This window comes from Alteromonas antoniana, from assembly GCF_019249295.1.
Classification (GTDB): Bacteria; Pseudomonadota; Gammaproteobacteria; order Enterobacterales; family Alteromonadaceae; genus Alteromonas; species Alteromonas antoniana.
On the sequence record NZ_JAESDH010000017.1, the window covers coordinates 92,640 to 114,189 of the forward strand.

General features: G+C 49.2%; 21 protein-coding genes. 4 read left to right on the forward strand and 17 right to left on the reverse strand.

From position 1 onward, the window contains the following. Nucleotides 1–2: 2 nt before the first annotated feature. From JKP77_RS14795 to JKP77_RS14840, 10 genes are all read right to left on the reverse strand, one after another. Nucleotides 3–1,220 carry an aminotransferase class V-fold PLP-dependent enzyme gene (locus tag JKP77_RS14795; protein WP_218311933.1) on the reverse strand — a complete coding sequence of 406 codons (1,218 nt, stop codon included), beginning with the start codon at nt 1,218–1,220 and terminating at the stop codon, nt 3–5. Next, a complete protein-coding gene (gene sufD / locus JKP77_RS14800) occupies nt 1,217–2,473 on the reverse strand; it encodes a Fe-S cluster assembly protein SufD (protein WP_218311934.1) in 1,257 nt (418 codons plus the stop codon). The genes JKP77_RS14795 and sufD overlap by 4 nt, the downstream gene beginning before the upstream one ends. After that, nucleotides 2,470–3,231, reverse strand: coding sequence for a Fe-S cluster assembly ATPase SufC (gene sufC / locus JKP77_RS14805; RefSeq protein ID WP_218311935.1), 762 nt, complete (start codon nt 3,229–3,231; stop codon nt 2,470–2,472). The genes sufD and sufC overlap by 4 nt, the downstream gene beginning before the upstream one ends. A gap of 2 nt (nt 3,232–3,233) precedes the next feature. Next, nucleotides 3,234–4,670 carry a Fe-S cluster assembly protein SufB gene (gene sufB / locus JKP77_RS14810; RefSeq protein WP_218311936.1) on the reverse strand — a complete coding sequence of 479 codons (1,437 nt, stop codon included), beginning with the start codon at nt 4,668–4,670 and terminating at the stop codon, nt 3,234–3,236. 317 nt (nt 4,671–4,987) lie between these two features. After that, on the reverse strand, nt 4,988–6,160 hold the full coding sequence (locus tag JKP77_RS14815) for an IscS subfamily cysteine desulfurase (RefSeq protein ID WP_218311937.1): 1,173 nt from the start codon (nt 6,158–6,160) through the stop codon (nt 4,988–4,990). Then, the gene (gene iscR, locus JKP77_RS14820) at nt 6,160–6,645 is read right to left on the reverse strand and encodes a Fe-S cluster assembly transcriptional regulator IscR (protein WP_218311938.1); all 486 of its coding nucleotides are present in this window, start codon (nt 6,643–6,645) and stop codon (nt 6,160–6,162) included. The genes JKP77_RS14815 and iscR overlap by 1 nt, the downstream gene beginning before the upstream one ends. 186 nt (nt 6,646–6,831) lie before the next feature. Then, nucleotides 6,832–7,653 (reverse strand): serine O-acetyltransferase, encoded by an 822-nt coding sequence (gene cysE, locus JKP77_RS14825; protein ID WP_218311939.1) that lies wholly within the window; start codon nt 7,651–7,653, stop codon nt 6,832–6,834. A gap of 3 nt (nt 7,654–7,656) precedes the next feature. After that, nucleotides 7,657–8,385, reverse strand: coding sequence for a tRNA (cytosine(32)/uridine(32)-2'-O)-methyltransferase TrmJ (gene trmJ, locus JKP77_RS14830; protein ID WP_218311955.1), 729 nt, complete (start codon nt 8,383–8,385; stop codon nt 7,657–7,659). 64 nt (nt 8,386–8,449) lie between these two features. Continuing rightward, on the reverse strand, nt 8,450–9,595 hold the full coding sequence (locus JKP77_RS14835) for an acyltransferase family protein (RefSeq protein WP_218311940.1): 1,146 nt from the start codon (nt 9,593–9,595) through the stop codon (nt 8,450–8,452). Continuing rightward, nucleotides 9,588–10,214, reverse strand: coding sequence for a GDSL-type esterase/lipase family protein (locus tag JKP77_RS14840; protein WP_218311941.1), 627 nt, complete (start codon nt 10,212–10,214; stop codon nt 9,588–9,590). The genes JKP77_RS14835 and JKP77_RS14840 overlap by 8 nt, the downstream gene beginning before the upstream one ends. Before the next feature lie 139 nt (nt 10,215–10,353). Between JKP77_RS14840 and suhB the strand changes: the two genes are divergently transcribed. Continuing rightward, nucleotides 10,354–11,130: an inositol-1-monophosphatase gene (gene suhB / locus JKP77_RS14845; protein ID WP_218311942.1), complete on the forward strand. Its 777-nt coding sequence runs from the start codon at nt 10,354–10,356 to the stop codon at nt 11,128–11,130. A 409-nt stretch (nt 11,131–11,539) separates the two neighbouring features. On the opposite strand, the gene JKP77_RS14850 is transcribed toward suhB, so the two are convergent. Continuing rightward, on the reverse strand, nt 11,540–12,793 hold the full coding sequence (locus JKP77_RS14850) for an acyltransferase family protein (RefSeq protein WP_218311943.1): 1,254 nt from the start codon (nt 12,791–12,793) through the stop codon (nt 11,540–11,542). Nucleotides 12,794–12,890: 97 nt separating this feature from the next. Here JKP77_RS14850 and JKP77_RS14855 point away from each other — a divergent pair, with 97 nt between their 5' ends. Further along, entirely contained in the window at nt 12,891–13,781 is an 891-nt protein-coding gene (locus tag JKP77_RS14855) for a LytR/AlgR family response regulator transcription factor (RefSeq protein ID WP_218311944.1), read from the forward strand. 352 nt (nt 13,782–14,133) lie between these two features. Here JKP77_RS14855 and secF read toward each other — a convergent pair whose 3' ends face one another. From secF to JKP77_RS14885, 6 genes are all read right to left on the reverse strand, one after another. Then, the gene (secF, locus tag JKP77_RS14860) at nt 14,134–15,075 is read right to left on the reverse strand and encodes a protein translocase subunit SecF (protein WP_218311945.1); all 942 of its coding nucleotides are present in this window, start codon (nt 15,073–15,075) and stop codon (nt 14,134–14,136) included. Between the two features lie 10 nt (nt 15,076–15,085). Further along, nucleotides 15,086–16,930, reverse strand: coding sequence for a protein translocase subunit SecD (gene secD / locus JKP77_RS14865; protein WP_218311946.1), 1,845 nt, complete (start codon nt 16,928–16,930; stop codon nt 15,086–15,088). Between the two features lie 55 nt (nt 16,931–16,985). Further along, the gene (yajC, locus tag JKP77_RS14870; RefSeq protein ID WP_218311947.1) at nt 16,986–17,321 is read right to left on the reverse strand and encodes a preprotein translocase subunit YajC; all 336 of its coding nucleotides are present in this window, start codon (nt 17,319–17,321) and stop codon (nt 16,986–16,988) included. 22 nt (nt 17,322–17,343) lie between these two features. Then, on the reverse strand, nt 17,344–18,456 hold the full coding sequence (gene tgt / locus JKP77_RS14875; RefSeq protein WP_218311948.1) for a tRNA guanosine(34) transglycosylase Tgt: 1,113 nt from the start codon (nt 18,454–18,456) through the stop codon (nt 17,344–17,346). Between the two features lie 213 nt (nt 18,457–18,669). Then, nucleotides 18,670–19,710 (reverse strand): tRNA preQ1(34) S-adenosylmethionine ribosyltransferase-isomerase QueA, encoded by a 1,041-nt coding sequence (queA, locus tag JKP77_RS14880; protein ID WP_218311949.1) that lies wholly within the window; start codon nt 19,708–19,710, stop codon nt 18,670–18,672. A gap of 211 nt (nt 19,711–19,921) precedes the next feature. Beyond that, nucleotides 19,922–20,173 carry a DUF6471 domain-containing protein gene (locus JKP77_RS14885; RefSeq protein ID WP_246601224.1) on the reverse strand — a complete coding sequence of 84 codons (252 nt, stop codon included), beginning with the start codon at nt 20,171–20,173 and terminating at the stop codon, nt 19,922–19,924. 184 nt (nt 20,174–20,357) lie between these two features. On the opposite strand from JKP77_RS14885, the gene JKP77_RS14890 reads away from it, so the two are divergent. Together JKP77_RS14890 and JKP77_RS14895 are read left to right on the forward strand one after the other, a co-directional pair. Then, nucleotides 20,358–20,747: a DUF2170 family protein gene (locus JKP77_RS14890; RefSeq protein WP_218311951.1), complete on the forward strand. Its 390-nt coding sequence runs from the start codon at nt 20,358–20,360 to the stop codon at nt 20,745–20,747. 20 nt (nt 20,748–20,767) lie between these two features. Further along, on the forward strand, nt 20,768–21,448 hold the full coding sequence (locus JKP77_RS14895; protein WP_218311952.1) for a PspA/IM30 family protein: 681 nt from the start codon (nt 20,768–20,770) through the stop codon (nt 21,446–21,448). Nucleotides 21,449–21,550: the final 102 nt, after the last annotated feature.

Genomic DNA, 21,550 nt, shown 5'->3' on the forward strand with positions numbered 1-21,550 from the left:
CCTTAGGCCAACATCATTTTTGCTTTCTTCAGTGCGCTGAACAGCATGTCCACTTCTTCAAGCGTATTGTATATCGAGAACGATGCACGTGCGGTTCCGGGGATCCCAAAACGCTTCATTAACGGCTGTGCACAGTTATCGCCGGTACGAATGGCTACGCCCTGACGGTCAAGAATAAACCCGACATCTGCAGGGTGTGCCCCCCCCAACATGAACGACAGCACACCCACTTTATCCGGTGCTGTACCGATAATGCGCATTCCATCCAGCGCCTGTGCCCTTTCCGTTGCTGCGGCAAGTAGCTGTTGCTCGTGCGCTTGCACATCATCGGTGTTCAGAGCGCGAAACCATTCAACGGCTGCGCCAAGGCCGATTGCCCCGGCAATATTGGGTGTTCCGGCCTCTAATCGGTTGGGCAATGCCCCCCAGGTGGCGCTTTGATAAGTCACATCGCTGATCATCTCACCACCGACCTGCCAGACTGGCCAGTCTTCCAGAACGTCTTTCTTCCCCCAGAGCACACCAATGCCGGTAGGACCGAACAATTTGTGGCCGGAGAACGCATAGAAGTCACAGCCAATAGACTGAACGTCGACACCACCATGGGCTATACCCTGAGCACCGTCTACCAGAACCCAGGCACCAACTTTCTTTGCCAGCCGGGTAAGTTCACCGATGGGGTTGACTGTGCCCAATGCATTGGACACATGTGGAAACGCCACCAGTTTTGTATTTTCAGTGAGCAATGACTCAAACGCATCCACGTCCAATTCACCACTGTCAAAAATCGGGGCGATTTTTAACGTCGCACCGGCTTTTTCACAAGCCTGCTGCCAGGTAACCAAATTCGCATGGTGTTCAAGCTCTGTGGCAACAACTTCGTCACCAGCGTTAAGCTTTTGCGCCAGGCCATTCGCAACAATATTGATTGCTTCCGTTGTGCCGCTGGTCCAGATAACTTCTTCACGCGTTCCTGCGTTAATGAAAGACGCCACACTGTCGCGGGCTTTTTCATAACGTCGTGTGGACTCGTCAGACAGATGATGCGCGCCGCGATGCACGTTGGCATTACACTGCGTGTAAAACGCCATGATCGCATCAATAACCGCTTGCGGCTTTTGCGTTGTCGCCGCGTTATCCAGGTAAACCAGAGGTTTCCCGTCTACTTGTTGCTCAAGAATAGGAAACTGCGCGCGCAGTGCCTGAACGTCCAGACTCATTTCACCTCCATCCGGGCGAAGCGCTCACTAAGAACCGGCAATAGCCATTCGCGCAAGGCGGCATTTGGCATTTGATTAACCAGCTCCTGTATGAAACCAAAGTTCAGCATAACCAGAGCTTTGCTACGGGTAACGCCGCGAGTGAGCAGGTAATACAGCGCGCTCTCATCAATTTCTGCCACCGTTGCACCATGGGCACATTTCACATCGTCGGCATAAATTTCCAGTTCAGGCTTGGTATTAATAAGTGCACGACGCGACAGTAACAGGTTGCGATTGTTAAGTTCGGCTAACGTCTTCTGCGCATCGCGGTGAATATGAATGCGACCATTGAAAACGGCGCGCGCGCGGTCGCCGATGACACCACGCGCATTTTCTTCTGTCGTACCGTTTGGCATGGCGTGCTCTATCGTGCTGTGTAAATCGAATAACTCACCCTCTGCAAGCAGATAGATCGCATTCATTTTGGCGTCAGCAAACTCACCGGCATGATGAATATCCACATCAACCCGCGATAACTGACTACCGTAGCCAACAAACGTACTGTTTAGTTCTGACTTGTCGTGAAGTTTAAAGTGACTGCCACCGAGTTGTGTTGCCTCGCCGGTAAACATCACGAATCGATAATGCTCAAGGTGCGCCGACGACGCGATGTCGTATTCTGCAAATGCCGTTGTCAGGCTTTGCGTATCGCCAGTACCGTGCTCGATAATTGTCGCTCTTGAGGATTCCCCAAGTCGAACTAACACTCGCGTGTGCGCATCCACGTTTTCGGTAGCCAGATTCACTATCCGGATGGGCGTTTCAACATTGGCATTCTCTGCCACGTCGATAAAGATACCCTGCTGGCATAATGCGTCATTTACCAACCCGAATAAGTGTCTGGCAGGCTTCACCTGTCCAAATACACTGGCAACCGCGGCCTCATGCTCACCCGCTTCAGCCAGCGTGCTGACACTTACGCCTTCAGGCCAGGTGATGTCACTCAGATCTGTCACGAGCTGGCCATTAGCAAAAACCAGATCGATAGCATTCAGACCTTCAACGTCTGGTGCCTGCGCCGCTTTCTGTGCGCCTGCTAACTGACTTTCGCGATCGGTCACTGCGGTCAGAGGTGTGAAACGCCAGGCTTCGTCACGTCGTCCTGGCCAGCCATCGTTGACAAGCGTTTGTAAGGCCTGTTGACGTACCGGAGCCAGATAATCATCTACCTGCTTCGCTTGCTCAATGACCTGATTTAGCCATTGACTCATGCTTCGGTCTCCTCATACGCTTTTCCCAGAAATGCGTAACCGCCTTTCTCAACTTCCAGCGCCAGTGAGGCATCACCGCTTTTTACAATTTTGCCATCGGCAAGAATATGCACAAAGTCAGGCTTGATATAGTCCAGCAGACGCTGATAGTGGGTCACCACGATGAAACTACGCTTGCCGTCACGCTGGCTGTTTACGCCATCCGCAACTACCTGTAAGGCATCAATATCCAGACCAGAGTCTGACTCATCAAGAATACACAGCGACGGTTCAAGCAAAATCATTTGCATGATTTCATTACGCTTTTTCTCGCCGCCGGAGAAGCCTTCGTTGACTCCACGCTTCAGGAAATCAAGCGGCAGCTGCACTTGTTTGCAGGCGGCTTTGGCTTTTTTCAGGAATTCAGCAGCCGTCAGGGGTTCTTCACCACGCTGTTCACGCATGGCGTTTACCGACTCTTTCATAAATTCCATATTGCTGACGCCCGGAATTTCTACCGGGTACTGGAATGCCAGAAACAGGCCTGCACGAGCGCGCTCTTCTACTTCTAACTCCAGCAGGTCCGCATCGTTCAGGGTAACGTTGCCGTCTGTGACCTCGTAGCCATCACGACCGGACAACACATAGCCAAGAGTACTTTTGCCGGCCCCGTTCGGGCCCATGATAGCGTGTACTTCACCTGGATTCACTTCCAGATCGAGGCCCTTAATGATGACCTTATCTTCTACGCTTGCATGTAAATTACTGATTTTAAGCATTATTACCCCACTGAACCTTCAAGACTAATTTCGAGCAGTTTGCCGGCTTCTACAGCAAATTCCATTGGCAGCTCTTTGAATACTTCTTTACAGAAGCCGTTAACAATCATGGATACTGCTTTTTCAGTATCCAAACCCCGTTGCTGACACAGGAACAACTGCTCGTCGCTCACTTTTGATGTGGTCGCTTCGTGTTCAACAATGGCCGACGGGTTGCGGCTCTCGATATATGGAAAAGTGTGTGCACCGCACTGATCACCAATAAGCAAAGAATCACACTCGGTAAAGTTCCTTGCGCCATCGGCTTTCGGCCCCATTTTCACCAGGCCGCGATACGCGTTGTTACTCTTTCCTGCAGAAATACCTTTGGAAATAATGGTCGAGCGCGTGTTTTTGCCCAGGTGGATCATCTTCGTTCCGGTGTCCGCCTGCTGACGGCCTCGGGTTAATGCCACAGAGTAAAACTCGCCAACACTGTTGTCTCCTTTAAGGATACAACTCGGGTACTTCCAGGTGACGGCCGAACCAGTTTCAACCTGTGTCCAGGATATTTTGGCATTGGTGTGGCAAATACCGCGTTTGGTAACGAAGTTATAAATACCACCTTTCCCATTTTCATCACCGGGGTACCAGTTCTGTACGGTCGAGTATTTAATCTTTGCATCGTCCATCGCCACCAGCTCGACAACCGCAGCGTGCAGCTGATTTTCATCGCGCTGAGGAGCGGTACAGCCTTCCAGATAGCTGACATGACTACCTTCATCAGCAACTATCAGGGTGCGCTCGAACTGGCCGGTATTTTGTTCATTAATTCGAAAGTACGTAGACAGTTCCATCGGGCAACGCACACCCTTTGGAATGTAAACAAAAGAGCCGTCGGTAAATACCGCGCTATTAAGCGCAGCGAAATAGTTATCGGTGCGAGGCACCACAGAACCGATGTATTTTTTCACCAGGTCGGGATACTTATGAACTGCTTCTGAAATCGGGCAGAAAATCACGCCGGCTTCTTCCAGCTTTTCACGGAAGGTAGTTACCACAGACACCGAATCAAATACGGCATCTACTGCCACTCCCGCCAGCATTTCCTGTTCGTGCAGCGGAATGCCCAGTTTTTCATAGGTGCGCAAAAGTTCTGGATCGACTTCATCCAGCGACTTCGGCTTATCTTTCATACTTTTCGGTGAAGAATAGTAAGAGATCGCCTGATAATCGATTTTTGGATAGTCCACATGAGCCCAGTCCGGCTCTTCCATTTCAAGCCAGGAGCGATACGCTTTCAGACGCCATTCCAGCATCCACTCAGGCTCCCCTTTCACTTCTGAAATGCGGCGAATTACGGATTCGTCCAGGCCAATATCAAACGTATCCGCTTCGATCTCTGAATAGAAACCGGCATCATATTTTCGCTCTAACGCCTGTTCGATCTGTTCACTCATGGTTGTGATCTCACTTTTTTGCCTGCGTTCACTGCTTTTTCAAACCCGGCCGTAACGGTCTTGCCGGAAGGATTGCCGAAGCTATGTGTTTCGGGCTTCGGAACAAAAGCAGTTCATAAAATTCTTAACGTATATTGTAAAATACCTGACTAAATTGCTCAAGTATTTAACCGCTCTCTGGATTGTAAAGAGACGGGCCACGCTTCGTATTATTGTGGAGGGCGTTCCGGTCACGTTTAAAGCGCGGCGGATGATGCCCCATTCGTCATTATTATTCAACGACTCAGGTTGAATAGTCCCTATATCAGACGTGCATATTATGCTGTTTCGCGCTGTTCTGATGCTGCGCGTAAACGGGTGACGACATCTGTGATTTTACTAATCACATAATCTATATCATCTTCTGTAGTGTACCTGCCGATGCTCATGCGAATACCTGCATGTGCCAGCTCTGCACTACGTCCTATTGCCGCCAATACGTAAGACGGCTCCAGACTTGCTGAGGTGCATGCTGAGCCGGACGACACGGCAATATCATTGAGCCCCATGATCAGGCTTTCCCCATCAACCCCACCGAAACTGATATTCAGAATACCGGCTACACGGTTTGTTGGGTGACCATTGAGATAAATATCATTAAGCTGACTTAACCCTGTCCAAAGCCTATCGCGCAAGGTCTGAATGCGCTGCGACTCGGTAGCCATTTTTTGTGTGGCGATGGCAAATGCTTCACCCATGCCGACAATTTGATGGGTCGCCAGTGTACCGGAGCGCATGCCTCTCTCGTGACCACCGCCATGAATTTGCGCAGCCAGCCTGACTTTCGGGCGACGACGAACGTACAGCGCACCAATGCCTTTTGGTCCATATATCTTATGCGCAGAGAATGACATCAAATCGACAGGCAATACCGACAGATCGATAGGGAGCTTACCGGCACTTTGCGCAGCATCGACATGAAAGAAAACGTCGTGATTGCGACAAACCTGGCCCAGTGCTTCGATGTCATGAACTACACCGGTTTCGTTGTTCACATGCATCAGACTGACTAATACGGTATCCGGGCGAATTGCGTCGTTAAGCTGTTCGGCGGAAATCAATCCATCTTCGTCCACATCGAGATAGGTAATTTCCCACCCTCTCGCAGCTAACGCGTCACAGGTATCTAACACAGCCTTATGCTCGGTGTTAGCCGTAATAATGTGACATCCCTTATCCTTATACGCTTCTGCGACACCTTTGATCGCAAGGTTGTCCGATTCTGTCGCGCCCGATGTAAACACAATTTCACGGGGATCGCTGTTGACCAGATCGGCCACCTGATTTCGCGCGATATCCACAGACTCCTCAGCTACCCAGCCAAAGCGATAGGTACGGGAAGCCGGATTACCAAAATTCCCCTCCAGGGTAAGGCATTCCGCCATTTTTTCCGCAACCACCGGGTCGACCGGCGTCGTCGCGGCATAATCCAGATAGATAGGTTTTTGCATTACAGTTGAATACTGACTTCGATATCGTTAGTAAGATGGGCTAAAGATTTGTTTTTGTCCTGACGACCCGCGACTTCTTTCACATCGCGCTTGTCCATCAGTTCGCCCAACGTAATTGAGTTAAGAAACACACTGATGCGGTCGCTTAGGTCCTGCCACAAGCTATGTGTCAGACAACGCTCGCCGCCCTGACAGTCTGACTGCCCCTGACAGCGTGTTGCATCAACGCTTTCATCCACTGCACGGATAACTTCACCTACAGCAATTTTTGTGGCATCCCGACCGAGCAGATAACCACCACCGGGCCCGCGCACACTGTCGACCAGCTTTTCTTTACGCAGCCTGGAAAAGAGTTGTTCAAGATAAGACAGGGAGATTTCCTGACGCTCAGAAATATCAGCCAGCGGCACCGGCCCCCGCGCAGAATGCAGGGCGACATCAAGCATTGCGGTGACGGCATAGCGTCCTTTAGAGGTTAATTTCATCACGTAGCTCCATCTCTTAAAGATGGCGTTATTGTTCCATTCCTGAGTAAATTGGTCAAGTATTTACCCCAGTAAACTAGTCAAGTATTAAGACGCCACAAAATATCGAAAAGGTATGGCAGGCAACAGCGCTGTTACACGGTCAGAAAGGCACAATTCACGGCGTCCACGACCTGAGAACACACACTAAATCTTGGGATCGAATGCTTCCTGCTGGTCTTTCAGGTTGTCGCGCACCACCGGCGAAATCCCGGTTTCTGCGAAATCTTCAGCAGTAATCGAGTGCAGGTTGTCCGTACACACTTCTCCACCCATCGACTGGATAACTTTGCAAAGCTCTTCCACTTTGGAATCCATCATATGCATGTGCTCCAGCATTACCCCCATCGCGTTGGCGACCGGGTCGGGGTTATCTACTGCCACGGCATACGCATCGAAGCCGTATTTTTTCGCTATCTTGTTGCGTTTGTCGTTGTCTTTTTCGGAAGTATTTTCTGCCGTTGCCACGATACGCCCGGGTATGCCCACTACCGTTGAACCGGCAGGCGTATCTTTCACTACCACAGAGTTAGAGCCAACTTTTCCCCCCTCGCCAATCGTAATGGGTCCGAGCACTTTTGCGCCCGCGCCAATTACCACATTGTTCTTTAATGTGGGGTGCCGCTTTCCGGCTTTCCAGCTCGTGCCGCCAAGGGTGACACCATGATAAAGGGTAACGTCATCACCAATTTCTGCCGTTTCACCAATAACCACCCCCATGCCGTGGTCGATAAAAACACGGCGGCCCAGCGTTGCGCCCGGATGAATCTCAATGCCGGTAAGCCAGCGGCTGAAGGTGGAAAGTGAGCGCGCCAGCCATTTCCAGTTCAGTTTCCATAACTTATGACTCAGGCGATGCAACCAGACGGCATGTAGTCCCGGATAGTTAGTCAGTACCTCAAAGGTGTTTCTGGCGGCCGGATCACGATGAAATACGCCTTGTATATCGTCTTTGATTCTGGAAAACATGGTCTACTCTTTTTTAATCGACTTATCGACAGAGGATAGAATACCGCGAAGAATATTCAGCTCCTGTGATTCAGGACGCGCTCGATTAAATAGCCTGCGCAGCTTCGTCAACACTACACCGGGATGATTCTCCACAATAAAACCGGTAGATTTTAGTGTCGATTCAAGGTGTACATAGAAGCGCTCGAGATCGTCGTTAAGCGGATACTCAGATTCACCTTCGGCTGCGACTTCACCTCGCTGTTGCTCCAAAAACGCCATACGGGTTTCATAGCACAGGGTTTGCACTGCTGCCGCCAGATTCAGCGAACTGTACTCCGGATTGGCCGGAATACATACGTGGAAGTGACACTGCTGTAACTCTTCATTGGTCAAACCGTTATTTTCACGCCCAAACACCAGCGCTACCGGATATTGACTGACTTCCTGGATCAGCTTCACGCCGCATTCCCGTGGCTCCAGCATCGGCCAGGAGTGCGTGCGGGAGCGCGCGGAAGTACCAATGACCAAACCGCAATCCGCTACAGCCTCTTCCAGTGTCGACACAGTTTTGGCGTTCGCCAGCACATCGCCGGCGCCTGCTGCGAGCGCACTGGATTTGCCATCTGGCGCTTGTACCGGGTCAACCAGGTACAGGCTACTAAGGCCCATGGTTTTCATTGCCCGCGCGGCAGAACCGATGTTGCCGGTATGAGAAGTGTTCACCAGTATGATGCGGATATTGTCTAGCATGGTCTTTTTCGCCACGTTACTTGTTTCAATGGTGGCGGATAGTAGCATATGGCGGTCTAGATGGCTATCTGCTTTGTTTCACCCTATGGCTTGCGCGTAGGTAGCGACTTACCCAAATTCCACTAAAAGTCCACTTAAGTACCCGGTTTTGATTTATCACTTTTTCGTGTATCACTATCGTGATGAAAAAAGTGGCAACACATATTGTCACGTATTTTATCAGCGCAGGAACCTGCCAGTTGAGGAATGCGATCCCAAGCGCAATCACAATAACATGATGAAAAAGGTATATTGTGTAGGATGCTTCGGATATCCGTCGTCCCCACGCAGAAGGATGCTGAAAGTACCGGTAAAAGACGGAAAAAATGAGAGCACTCATCAACCAGCTGAGCGATGTACTGAGATACACGCTTAGCACCTCGTAAACCATCGTTTCCTCAGTCAGAGTTCGCTCGATTACCGATTGTGCAGCAAACAGGCACACACACAAGATTGCTACTGGTAGCAAAGGTGCCGTAATCCATCTTCGGTACATTTCAGGACTATAATATATCGCCAGCCCAAACAGGAAATAGGGCAGGTAAAGCATTACCATGAAAACACTGACAGCGGAGAAAACCGTGGAATATAGCGGAAAGCCAACCTTATTCGAAGCATAGATGCCAAGTGTCGCGACGGGTAACAGTAACGCAAGAAGATATGCCGGCATGTGACTAGTCAGTGCTGCTATCTTTTTAAGAATGCTTTTTCCTGCCACCTTAAAAATTTGTGCCGCGGTGAGATACAGCAGCGTATATATCAATAGGTTTACCAAAAACCACAAATGCTGGAGATACTCTCCTGTAGTGAAAAAACTGATAACCGAGGCGTTTTCAGCGGTAAGCTGGCGTACAATAAAAAACTGCCCCAAATTTAGCGTGATTGCCGTTGCCACAAGTGGGATACCTAATCGGCTAAGACGCGCTTTAATAAATGCCTGCTTACCAACTCTGTGATAGAGAAACGCACAGAAAAATCCCGCAACGATGAAAAATGCAGGCATTCTGAAAACATGAAGCCAATAGGTAATCCAGGTTATTAATTCACTTTGTGATGTATCGGTAACAATCCAGTTACTGTTTACAGAGTAAATAAGGCCTGCATGGAACGCAATTCCCATCACCATCATTGCTGCCCGCAGCGTATCGAGATAATGCATCCGCTCAGTCATAACAAACCTTATTTAGCTCGAAGTGAAGCTTCAGATAACCTCTGACATTCAGGTGGATACCATCGCTGCCAAACAGTCTTGTGTCCCGAGTATTTGTCATAATGTTCAGTATTGATAGCGAGGGAACTTCGGTGGCCATTCTGGCAACCCGGGAATTAAAATCATTAAACGCTTCAAAATGATCAGCTCTGGCAGGGGAAGGCTTTATGAGAATGGCAAAAATATCCGCGCGCGGGTATTTCTCCGTTATTCGGCCAATTAAAGCAGAAAACGCGAGATAGGTCTCTTCCGCCGATATACCATACGCGATATCGTTCTCTCCGACATACAAAACAATTCTGCTCACGTTCTTATTGCGCGGCGCAAATGTTATATACCGCGTCGTATGCGATATTTTTGAGTTGCCGACAGCGCGGTTGGACCAATTAATACAGGACGGCAAATATTGCTCGTGAATATTAGCAAGTGTAGAGCTTCCCAGCAGTAATCCATTTGCATCTGTATTTTCAAGGTAGTCTTCAACAAGATAGGAAAACACCGATTGGTTTTCTTTCCCGGCAAACAAATAGGTAGCAGTACCTAATGCAGTCAAAAACAGTAAAAACAGTAGTCTTCCCATACCCTACCCGCTCTTTTGAGGCTTGCGTTACGCTACCCTATTTAAGTTGCAAATCAAAGCGCGTCTGTTACACTGCGCGCGTTTTGGAAAGGCACACAGTTGCCGTTTCTCATGATCTTTGACAATTGGTGGAATGACTATGCATCCGATGCTGAATATTGCGGTGCGCGCTGCGCGTGTTGCCGGAACTCTTATTGCCCGTGGTTTTGAAAACCGCAGCGAATTAGCAACTGAATCAAAAGGCAGTAACGATTACGTTACGCAAATCGATAAAGAGGCTGAAAAAGCCATCATTCATAAAATTCAGCAATCTTTCCCTGATCATTCGTTCTTAGGCGAAGAAAGTGGCGAGACGGAAGGCAAAGACAGTGATTTCCAATGGATTATCGACCCTCTGGACGGTACCACCAATTTCGTAAAAGGCATCCCTCATTTTGCCGTTTCTATTGCACTTCTGTATAAAGGCCGTCTCGATCAGGCGGTGGTTTTCGATCCTATTCGCGGTGAGCTGTTCACTGCCAGTCGCGGTAAAGGCGCGCAGCTAAATGGCTATCGTATCCGTGCATCCAAGCCGAAAGATTTGTCGGAAACCGTGCTGGCAACTGGACTGCCGTTTAAAGACAAAGCCCGTTTCGGCGAGTTTGCCTTAGGCCTGAATAAAATTTTCCACGAATGTGGTGATATTCGTCGCGCTGGCAGCGCAGCACTGGATATGGCCTATGTTGCTGCCGGTCGTCATGACGGATACTGGGAACGCGGAATCAAGCCATGGGACATTGCAGCAGGTGAACTTCTGGTTCGCGAGGCAGGCGGTCTGGTAACCGACTTTAAAGGCGGTAACGACCCACTATTCAAAGGTGAGATTGTCGCCGGCTCTGCCAAAGTGGTTCAGGGCCTGGTAAAACACCTCAAATAAGTCATTTCCCAGAGAGTGTTGACCTTTGTTCATTATTTATGTTGGTGACTAAAATGATTGAAAACAAGGCGTCGTTGACGCCGTTTGGCAATCCAAATAAGTCAGCGACAACGCAGTTAGCAGCCATTTTAGTCCCAACCCTTCGGGCAGTGGCCAGTTTTGCATCATACTGCTCACAAATTCGCTTATTTAGACCCACTAAACTACGCTCATTCGCGATTGTCTGATGCAAAACTGACCGACTGCATGAAATATGAAAAAAGGTCAACACTCTCTAAAAAGAGCGGCACCAGCCGCTCTTTTTCGTTCTGTACGCATCACAACAAAGTGTGCTCTCCCACGTAATCACCTTTCACAATATCAATTACGTATCACACTACTCTTACCATTCAGTTTCAACACGCTTCGGCTAAGCAGAGCGTCCATCACTGGCAGCCAACGCGTTTGCCGTTTGAGTACTGTCAGGCTGTATTACCTGTTTGGTAGCCGTACCTTTAAGACCAAAAAATGGTCTTAACCAGGAGAGTCTGCGCACGAGTTCGTAACCTGCGGCACACCCGGCAACCGTGAACGTCAGTATTAGACAAAACTCCAGCCATACCGGCAGTGTCAGCGGCATTAACCAATAAGCAAAAACCACAATTAACGTTTGATGCAGCAGATAGTAAGGCAATATCGCGGTGTTCAGGTAACGCGTCAGTGCACCGGAGTATCCCAAATACTTTTTACCGTAACCAAGAATTGCGGCAAGCCAGCACCAGTGATTTGTGACAACAACGACCGCTACCATCAACAGGAAGTCGGGGGAACTTTGCTCAGCCTCTGTAAGGCTTCCGAAGGCGTCATGCCGATACGCAATGATCACCGCATACATCGCCATAGCAATACTCAGCAGTACCCGACGACGTAGCATTAGTTGCGTCCAGATCGCCGGTCGACGGACAATAACAAAGCCGATCAACATCACAAAAAAGTACTTTGCATGGCTGTACCAGTCGTTTACCAGATCATGGGTAGTTGGATATTGCTGCCTCAGCGCCAGCCATATCAGTATGGTTAAGCCCACGGTGACTGGCAGAAAATAGCGCAGCTTGTCCATAAACGCAGGCCAGGCTGAAACCATCTTAGCAAGTAGCGGGTAGCAGACTGCGATGATAACGCTGTAGCAAAAAAGGTAAGGCAAAAACCACAGATGATTCCACGTTAAGAGCCCAATGATAGACTGGTGCTCCGGAAGCCAGTTCGTAGCAGGGTTAATATATTCAGCGTAAAACTGAAAGAAAGCCACATCAAAAATACCATTCACCGTTCCTTCTACATATACCTGCGGCGACACAATGACAAACATGCCGAAAAGTAACGGAAGCAACAGCCGACGCGAACGCTCACCGATGACAGACCACGGTGAGTAGCGTCCCAAAAGCACGCCAAGCACCATTGCTGATATCAGAAACAATAACGACATTCGCCACTGATTAGTCAGCAGCATGACATCCTGTAGCCAGCCGTACTGATTCTGACTCTTAATATGCCAGCCCCACTCAAGCACGTAGAACATCCCTATGTGGTACAAAATCAGCACCATAAACGCGAGCACACGCAAATTATCCAACGCATGAAACCGCTCTTTTTGTTTTCCAACCGCTAAATCATCTTGATCCATCGTTAAAACTCCGCTTGAATGACACTGCAAGCTTGCAGCGAGCATCGTCACTACGGCGAGGCTAAAGTGATGAAAAATAGGGATTAGGTGATAAGCGGTGGGCAGTTGGGACGAAAAAATCAGTCATTTTCTGAGACGAACTGAAAAGCACCACCTCTGGATGGCTATCGGGCTCGCGTTTCTGTATTTTATGACAAACAACACTGTGAATGCGGTATCTACCTGGACTGAATTCACCCGATCTGAAAATAATACCCACGCTCTGTGGGAGCCTTATGTCTGGGAATACACCAGTGCTGTCAGTACCACAGTCTTGCTGATACCACTGGTGCTGGTTTTCAGAAGACTCTCTGTGACGTCGTTACCTCTTTTCAGGCTTCTGCTCATTCACCTGACGCTGGCCACTGTGTTTTCTGTCTGTCATGTATTTCTGATGGTCATGCTTCGCAAAGCGGTCTACCTGATGTCAGAGCGGAGTTACGAGTTTGGCCCGCTGTTACGGGAATTCTTTTACGAATACCGAAAAGACCTCTGGGGCTACATTACCATGGTGATTTTCTATTACCTGGTTCGTTTCGCCTACCGCCGACTTATCGGTCAGGCGCTCCCCGTGAATAAAGAGTATCCAGACGAAATAAGTGATCCGGAAGTCCTGCCCGAGAACCTGCTGGTGAAAAAGCTCAACCGCGAGTTCCTGGTAAAAGTATCAGACATCCACTGGGTAGAAGCCGCGGGGAATTATGTAAACCTGCACACCGAAAAAGGGGTTTACCCTCTACGTATGACGATGAAACGCTTTTGTGAGCAGGCAGGTAAACACCTGATTTACCGTATTCATCGCTCGTATGCCGCGCACGCCGGTGTGATTCGTGACATTCAGTATGAGGAAAATGGTGACGGCACTGTTACGTTAACCTCTGGCAACACGCTACCGGTTTCCCGTCGATACAGGTCAACCCTGAAGGCCGCGTTATCCCCCGCTACCTGAGTGGAGTAAAGATGATTTCGTTAAGACAAACCTGTTGAGTACACAGGCGCTGTGCTTTACGCCTGCATTGACGCGTTAATAGCCTATCGGACAACGCATCATTGTTGTATGTGGAATAGTACGCGGAGTCGCACATCTATGCAGTATGAAAATGACAACGTCTTACACTGTCAACGTGAATAATCACCATCGGTTGGACTTTGCAGTTTTCACCGCAAAAGTCGCTGGCGACAAATCACATCAAACGCCTGAATGTAAGGAAAAGTATTCCCTCCCCTTTTACGCAGCGCAGGCGCAGGCATAAAAAAAGCCGCATAAATGCGGCTTTTTTAAACACTGTGGCACAGGGCGGTTAAGGCATCGGATCTAAATCCGCGCCTTCTTTTTCCACCTGCGGCGGCATCAGATCTTCTTTACTGATACCTAATGCCAGTGCAACCGAACTTGCGATATAAATAGACGAGTACGTACCCACAATAACACCGAACAGCAACGCTGTGGCGAAACCGTGGATTAATGCACCACCTTTGTAAAACAGCGCCAGTAACACCAGCACGGTGGTCAATGAGGTGATAATCGTACGATTCAGCGTTTGGGTCAGCGAGATATTTACGATCTCTTCTGGCTCACCTTTACGGATTTTGCGGAAGTTTTCACGAATACGGTCTGATACCACAATCGTATCGTTAAGCGAGTAACCAATTACTGCCAACACCGCAGCCAATACGGTCAAATCAAACTCGATTTGCAGTACAGAGAACAGGCCCAGCGTCAGGATCACGTCATGCACCAATGCAGAGACCGAGCCTAATGCAAAACGCCACTCGAAGCGCATCGCTACATAAACCAGAATACAGATAAGCGCGACCAACATTGCAAGACCGCCCTGCTCCGTCAGCTCGTCACCGACATTCGGACCAACGAACTCGATGCGGCGCATGTCGACGTCGGTGCCATCGGCACGCAATGCCGCTAGTACCTGATCGCCAATCGTCGCCGCTTTAACGCCTTCACGAGGTGCAATACGAATGAGCACATCCTGACTGCTACCAAAGTTCTGCACAATAGCGTCTTCAAAGGTTGCAGCGTTTAATTGATCACGAATGCTTTCCAGCTTCGCGGCCTCTGGGTATCCAACTTCAATCAGCGTACCGCCGGTAAAATCGAGGCCCCAGTTCAGCTTGTTGATGCCTAAAGACACCAGTGAGCCAAGAATAAGAAGGGTAGACAGCACCATCGCAGGCATGCGAAGGCGCATGAAATTGACGGTTTCGGATAACTTTAATAATTGCATGGTGTTCTCCTTAAATCGCCAATTTTTTCAGTTTACGTCCACCCCAGACCGCGTTAACAATCACACGCGTTACCAGAATGGCGGTAAACATAGACGTTGCGATACCAATCATCAGGGTAATCGAGAAGCCTTTAATTGGCCCGGTACCCACAGCGAACAAAATCAGCCCCGCAATGAAGGTAGTAATATTCGCATCAAGAATGGTAGAAAAAGCGCTGTCGTAGCCATGGTGAATTGCCTGCTGCGGGCTTCTGCCGTCGCGCAGCTCTTCACGAATCCGCTCAAAAATAAGTACGTTGGCGTCAACCGCCATACCTACAGTAAGTACGATACCAGCCATACCCGGCAGCGTCAGCGTAGCGCCCGGGATCATCGACATGATACCCACAATCATCACCAGGTTAGTGATAAGCGCAAAGTTAGCTACCACACCAAAGGCTTTGTAGTAAATCAGCATGAAAACCAGAACGGCGGCCAGACCCCAGATAATGGCTTGCATACCCAGTTCAATATTTTCCTGACCAAGACTTGGCCCTACCGTACGCTCTTCAACAATCTGAATTGGCGCAATCAACGCACCAGCACGCAACAGTAACGCCAGGTCACGGGCTTCTTTCGGCGAATCCAGTCCTGTAATCTGGAACTTACTGCCCAGTTGGGCACGGATTGTCGCGACGCTGATGACCTGCTCATATTTTTCAAATACCAGTTTGCCATCTTCGTTACGTTCGTCGGTTGCCTTGTACTCGATAAACACGGTAGCCATTGGCTTGCCGATGTTGCCGCGGGTGGCGCGGGACATCTTATTACCGCCTTCTGAGTCCAGAGAAATATTAACATTAGGCAAACCGTACTCGTCCACACCACTGTTGGCATCCACGATGTGGTTACCTTTCAGCATGATGCGTTTTTCCAGCAACTGCGGCACGCCTTCCTGGTTATCGATAATTTGTGAGCCCGGAGGCACGCGACCATTCAGCGCATCACGGATATCATTCTTTTGGTCGACCATTCTAAATTCCAGCGTGGCCGTCGCGTTCAGGATCTCTTTTGCACGTGCAGTATCCTGAATACCAGGTAACTGCACCACGATGCGATCGGCACCCTGTTTCTGTACTACCGGCTCAGCCACACCCAGTTGGTTAACCCGGTTACGGATGATGGTTATGTTTTGTTTTACCGCGTTATCGCGGATTTCTGCCAGCTTGGCTTCAGAAAATACCGCACGCAGAACCAGGTCATCCATTTCAGTAAAAGTCAGGTCGCGGTTGCGGTTACGCAGGAAAAATTCTGCGCTCTCCAGCGTTTCCTGATCGCGGAATTTAATGTCGATGTAATCATCTTCCAGCGATACGGCACGATAGCGCAGACCTTCCTCACGAAGGGCGGTTCGGAAATCGCTTTGTGCATCTTCCAGAGACTTTGTCATGACCTCGGTCATATCCACTTCCATCAGGAAGTGCACACCACCGCGAAGATCCAGACCCAGCTTCATGGGTGTGCCACCTAACTCTTCCAGCCAGGCTGGGGTATCCGGTGCCAGGTTCATCGCAACGAAATAGTCTTCCCCTAGTGCTTCTTCCAGCACTTCACGGGCAACCAGTTGCGTATCGCCATTGTTAACACGAACCAGAATTTGTTCATTTTCAAATTCGATGCGCTTTGGTGTGATATTTTTTGCTTCAAGCGCTTGCTCGACCTGCGCCACCATCTGTTCAGTCACAGTGGCATCGCGGCCTGCGGAAATTTGTACGGCGTGATCTTCGCCATAGATATTTGGTAGGGCGTAAAGTGCGCACATGCCAATCACAATGATTGCCACCAACACCCTCCAGATTGTATTTTTGTTTAACACAGAATATTCCTTTTTGCCGAAAGCCGACGATTTGCCGGCCCCGACGCGAAGTGAGTTACAGTGACTTCATAGTGCCTTTTGGCAGCACAGCAGTAACAGAGGATTTCTGAACAACAATGTTGTTATCATCGTTCAGAGCCACTTCGATAAAATCCTTGTCGTCAGACACCTTTGTGATGCGGCCAACCAGACCGCCCTGGGTAAGTACTTCATCACCTTTGCTCAAAGATGACACCAGATTTTTGTGCTCTTTCACACGCTTTGCCTGCGGACGGTAAAGCAGGAAATAAAAGATCAGGCCGAACACAGCCAGCATGATCAGCATTTCAAAGCCACCACCTTGCTGTCCACCACCACTTTGTGCGTACGCATTAGAAATAAATAAACTCATGTTGCTCCCCAAATAACGTTTGTTATAGCGCCGGTACCGGCATGTTTTTTTGTTCGTAGAAAGTATTCACAAAGGCATCCAGCTCATTTGCTGCGATGGCATCGCGAAGCCCCTGCATTACCCTCTGGTAGTAACGCAGGTTGTGAATGGTATTCAGCCTTGCGCCCAATATCTCATTGCACTTATCTAAATGATGAAGATATGAGCGGGAATAATTTTTACAAGTGTAACAATCACAATTTTCATCCAGCGGTGAGGTATCGTTGCGATGTTTCGCGTTGCGGATTTTTACCACACCTTCGGTGACAAACAAATGGCCATTACGGGCGTTCCGCGTTGGCATCACGCAATCGAACATATCAATTCCGCGACGAACCGCCTCAACGATATCTTCAGGCTTACCAACCCCCATCAGATAACGTGGCTTGTCAGCCGGAATTCGTGGCGCGGTGTGATTAATGATGCGGATCATGTCTTCTTTCGGCTCACCCACAGACAATCCGCCGATGGCATAACCATCGAAGCCGATGTCTTCCAGGCCGGCAAGCGAAATATCGCGTAGCGGTTCATACATACCGCCCTGAATGATCCCGAACAGCGCTGACGGGTTATCACCATGCGCGTCTTTACTGCGCTTAGCCCAGCGTAATGACATCTCCATCGACAGGCGCGCTTCCTGCTCTGTGGCGGGAAATGGCGTACATTCGTCGAAAATCATGACGATGTCGGAGCCCAGGTCGCGCTGCACTTCCATCGATTTTTCCGGCGTCAGCAGAATTTTTTCACCATTGATAGGCGAACGGAAGGTCACGCCTTCCTCTGTAATTTTGCGCAAGTCGCCTAAACTGAACACCTGAAAGCCACCGCTGTCGGTGAGAATAGGTTTATCCCAGTTCATGAAATCGTGTAAATCACCGTGTTGCTTAATGATGCCCGTTCCCGGACGCAACATCAGGTGAAACGTATTGCCCAGACAGATGTGCGCGCCACTGTCGGTAAGCTCTTCCGGGGTCATCCCCTTTACGGTCCCGTAGGTGCCCACTGGCATGAAGGCGGGTGTTTCTACCACACCACGCTCAAAAACCAGGCGGCCACGTCTGGCGTTTCCGTCTGTATTTAACAGCTCAAATTGCATGTAAGTTTGATCCCATCGTTATGCGCTTTGCGCGTCGGGTCGACGATATAGAAAAAATTTGGCGGCGATTATACCAGTAATCGTCGACAGATCATGCCCTCAATCGCGAGATTCTTAAGCTCTGGCGCATTTATCCGCCACAGTGACTAAAAGAGCCAATCTTATAAGTACACTCTTACCAGCGCACCACACTGTTTTGAAGAATCGAAAGTCTCAGGCTTTCTCGATAAACATGCTGTCACCATAGCTGAAGAAACGGTATTCCTTCTCGATGGCTTCCTGATAGGCATTCATCACATTGTCGCGACCGGCAAACGCGCTTATCAGCATCATGAGTGTCGATTCTGGCAAGTGAAAGTTGGTAAACATGGCATCGACGACCTTAAACCGAAAACCAGGGTAGATAAAAATATCGGTGTCGGCGTAGAACGGCATAATAATATTTGCCGTCGATTCTGCAGCAACCGCCGCTGACTCCAGCGAGCGCACCGATGTGGTACCCACTGCAATCACGCGTTTGCCCGCGGCTTTAGTTGCGAGGATCGCATCGACAACATCCTGCGGCACTTCCGCGTACTCTGAGTGCATTTTATGCGTTTCGATATCATCAACGCGCACTGGCTGGAATGTGCCGGCTCCCACGTGCAGAGTAACAAACGCGAGATTTACTCCCTTCTGTTTTAAAACCGCCAGAATGTCATCATCAAAATGCAGGCCGGCCGTCGGTGCAGCTACTGCACCCGGCTTGGCGTTATACACCGTTTGATAACGCTCTTTGTCACTGTTTTCATCCGGCCTGTCGATATACGGTGGCAGGGGCATATGGCCGTGCTTTTCCAGCAGACTCAACACAGGCTCATCATGAAGAAAGTTAAGCAGGAACAGGGCATCGTCACGGCCCTTCACCTCGGCGTCGATAGCGTCTTCAAGACGCAGTCTTGTACCCGGTTTTGGGGCTTTGCTCGCCCGCACATGTGCCAGTACGGTGTCGTCTGGCAATATACGCTCTACCAGCACTTCTACCTGACCGCCGGTTTCTTTTTTTCCTAACAGACGCGCCGGCATAACCCGGGTATTGTTAAACACCAGCAAATCGCCCGGCTCGACCAGCTCTACCATGTCTTTAAATTGCCGGTGACTGGTGCGACCACTTATACCATTAAGATGCAACAACCGACTGTCGGCACGCTTTTCTGTTGGATACTTGGCAATGAGATGTTCAGGAAGCTCGAAGCTAAAATCTTTTAATTTCATTATGTACTTTAAAATTCAAAAACTTAAAAACAAAAACCGGGACACAAACACCCTGGTATTAATTTACATACCTACGGCGCAGGTTCTATACGCACAAAAACTAGGCAAGCCTAACTTAAACGGTTAAGCTTTAGTCAGATAGTGATGATGTTCTCCCAAACATTTCCCTTTCCTTTTGGCCCAACCCTTTGGTTGGGCTTTTTTATGCCCGTCATTCAAGGTCATTGAGTATCTCACGCAACGTTTCAGTGCTGAGCGGACGGGCATTTAACACCATCATTACCTGCAAAAGTAAGTCAGCGCCCATGATACCTTTATTTATTTTATTTCGCAGGTTGTCTGCGCTTTGATCGACTCCTATTTCAGCCAGCCGCTCGCTCAGGCCCTGATATTTTACGCCACGCATAGACATTTCAGATTTCACTACGCGCTGAACCACCTGTCGCCAGTCATTTTTACCCATTCTAAAAAACCCCATTTGTGACGTATAATTTACAAAGAAACACTTTTTTACACATAAAGAGCTTATTTGTTATTGACGATTATGTCAGAATAGTTCTACACTGCAAGCGTGAATATTGGCGTGCAACGATTTTGTGGTTACAGTGAGCACGACAATTTCGCTTCAAACGTAAAGGAGAGACGCTATGAGTTGGGATCTGGACAAGCTTGAATCCCTGTTAAAAGAGTACGACGACTATGTTGTGACTCGCGAAGAAGGTTGTTTACTTATTGCAAACCAGGACGGCATTGACGCCTGGCTGGCAATCAGCGGCGAACAAATTCTGGTAGAAAGCCTGCTGTTTTCTTCCACCCAGGTCGCCGACAAAGCCGCACTGGATCATGAGATCTTATCGACGCATATGGTATTTCCTCTGACCACGGTCGGGATATCAACCATAAACGGCGAAGAATACTACACCGCGTTTGGCGCGCTTAGTGCTCACTCAAAAGCAGAAAGCATTATTATTGAAGTTGAAACCCTGTTCCAGAACGTAGCCTCGTTTCTGGATGCATACGAAACCCATCTTAAATAAATCGGGTTAAGGAGAAGCGAATGTCAGTTTGGAAAAAATTAGTGACTGCAGTAAAAGGTGGCGCAAACGAAGCGGCACAATCTGTCGTAGACAGCCAGGCAATTCGGATCCTGGAGCAGGAAATCCGTGAAGCGAAGGAAGAACTGAGAAAATCAGATCATGCACGCACGCAAATACTGGCGAAGTGCAAGCTTTCGCAACAGAAAGTAGACAGCTATAACGCGTCTATCTCTGAATATGAAAACCACGCCAGAAAGGCTGCCGATACCGACCGCCAGTTGGCGCTGGATTGCGCGCAGAAAGTCTCTGAACTGAAAGCAGAGCGCGAACAGGAGCAAAACTACCTCGACCAGTTCAAGCAGTCTGAAAAACAGTTGTCTCACAATATTCAACAGGCGAAAGCCAACCTGCGTCGCTTAGAGCAGCAGGTTGATATGGTAAAAGCCACTGAAAGTGTTCAGAAAGCACAAGTGGCCGTATCGTCGCGCCATATGGGTGCTAACAGCAAAATGAAAACGGCGACCGAGTCATTAAGCCGTATTCAGGAAAAGCAGAAGTTACGTAATGCCGAGCTGGAAGCGGCGGAAGAGCTGGCCAGTGAAGAGTCCAGCAGCGACCTGGAAAAACGCCTGGCGCAAGCCGGTATCAAAGGCGGTCAATCGTCTGCGGACGATGAACTAAGCCGCATTCTGGGCAAATAGTCCTGAGCAAAGCCACCCACCGGGGCTGTCTCTTATACACAAATCCCTGCTAAGTAATTAGTGGGGATTTTTTTTGAACTCTATTTACCAAGCTTGATCAGA

Bases quoted from the DNA above. Each gene is read 5' to 3' on its own strand.
- JKP77_RS14850 (WP_218311943.1), bottom strand. From the start codon at position 12,793: ATGGATCAAGATGATTTAGCGGTTGGAAAACAAAAAGAGCGGTTTCAT.
- tgt (WP_218311948.1), bottom strand. From the start codon at position 18,456: ATGCAATTTGAGCTGTTAAATACAGACGGAAACGCCAGACGTGGCCGC.
- sufD (WP_218311934.1), bottom strand. From the start codon at position 2,473: ATGAGTCAATGGCTAAATCAGGTCATTGAGCAAGCGAAGCAGGTAGAT.
- JKP77_RS14895 (WP_218311952.1), top strand. From the start codon at position 20,768: ATGTCAGTTTGGAAAAAATTAGTGACTGCAGTAAAAGGTGGCGCAAAC.
- secF (WP_218311945.1), bottom strand. From the start codon at position 15,075: ATGCAATTATTAAAGTTATCCGAAACCGTCAATTTCATGCGCCTTCGC.
- JKP77_RS14890 (WP_218311951.1), top strand. From the start codon at position 20,358: ATGAGTTGGGATCTGGACAAGCTTGAATCCCTGTTAAAAGAGTACGAC.
- queA (WP_218311949.1), bottom strand. From the start codon at position 19,710: ATGAAATTAAAAGATTTTAGCTTCGAGCTTCCTGAACATCTCATTGCC.
- yajC (WP_218311947.1), bottom strand. From the start codon at position 17,321: ATGAGTTTATTTATTTCTAATGCGTACGCACAAAGTGGTGGTGGACAG.
- cysE (WP_218311939.1), bottom strand. From the start codon at position 7,653: ATGTTTTCCAGAATCAAAGACGATATACAAGGCGTATTTCATCGTGAT.
- suhB (WP_218311942.1), top strand. From the start codon at position 10,354: ATGCATCCGATGCTGAATATTGCGGTGCGCGCTGCGCGTGTTGCCGGA.
- JKP77_RS14840 (WP_218311941.1), bottom strand. From the start codon at position 10,214: ATGGGAAGACTACTGTTTTTACTGTTTTTGACTGCATTAGGTACTGCT.
- JKP77_RS14835 (WP_218311940.1), bottom strand. From the start codon at position 9,595: ATGACTGAGCGGATGCATTATCTCGATACGCTGCGGGCAGCAATGATG.
- JKP77_RS14815 (WP_218311937.1), bottom strand. From the start codon at position 6,160: ATGCAAAAACCTATCTATCTGGATTATGCCGCGACGACGCCGGTCGAC.
- JKP77_RS14795 (WP_218311933.1), bottom strand. From the start codon at position 1,220: ATGAGTCTGGACGTTCAGGCACTGCGCGCGCAGTTTCCTATTCTTGAG.
- sufB (WP_218311936.1), bottom strand. From the start codon at position 4,670: ATGAGTGAACAGATCGAACAGGCGTTAGAGCGAAAATATGATGCCGGT.
- sufC (WP_218311935.1), bottom strand. From the start codon at position 3,231: ATGCTTAAAATCAGTAATTTACATGCAAGCGTAGAAGATAAGGTCATC.
- JKP77_RS14885 (WP_246601224.1), bottom strand. From the start codon at position 20,173: ATGGGTAAAAATGACTGGCGACAGGTGGTTCAGCGCGTAGTGAAATCT.
- trmJ (WP_218311955.1), bottom strand. From the start codon at position 8,385: ATGCTAGACAATATCCGCATCATACTGGTGAACACTTCTCATACCGGC.
- iscR (WP_218311938.1), bottom strand. From the start codon at position 6,645: ATGAAATTAACCTCTAAAGGACGCTATGCCGTCACCGCAATGCTTGAT.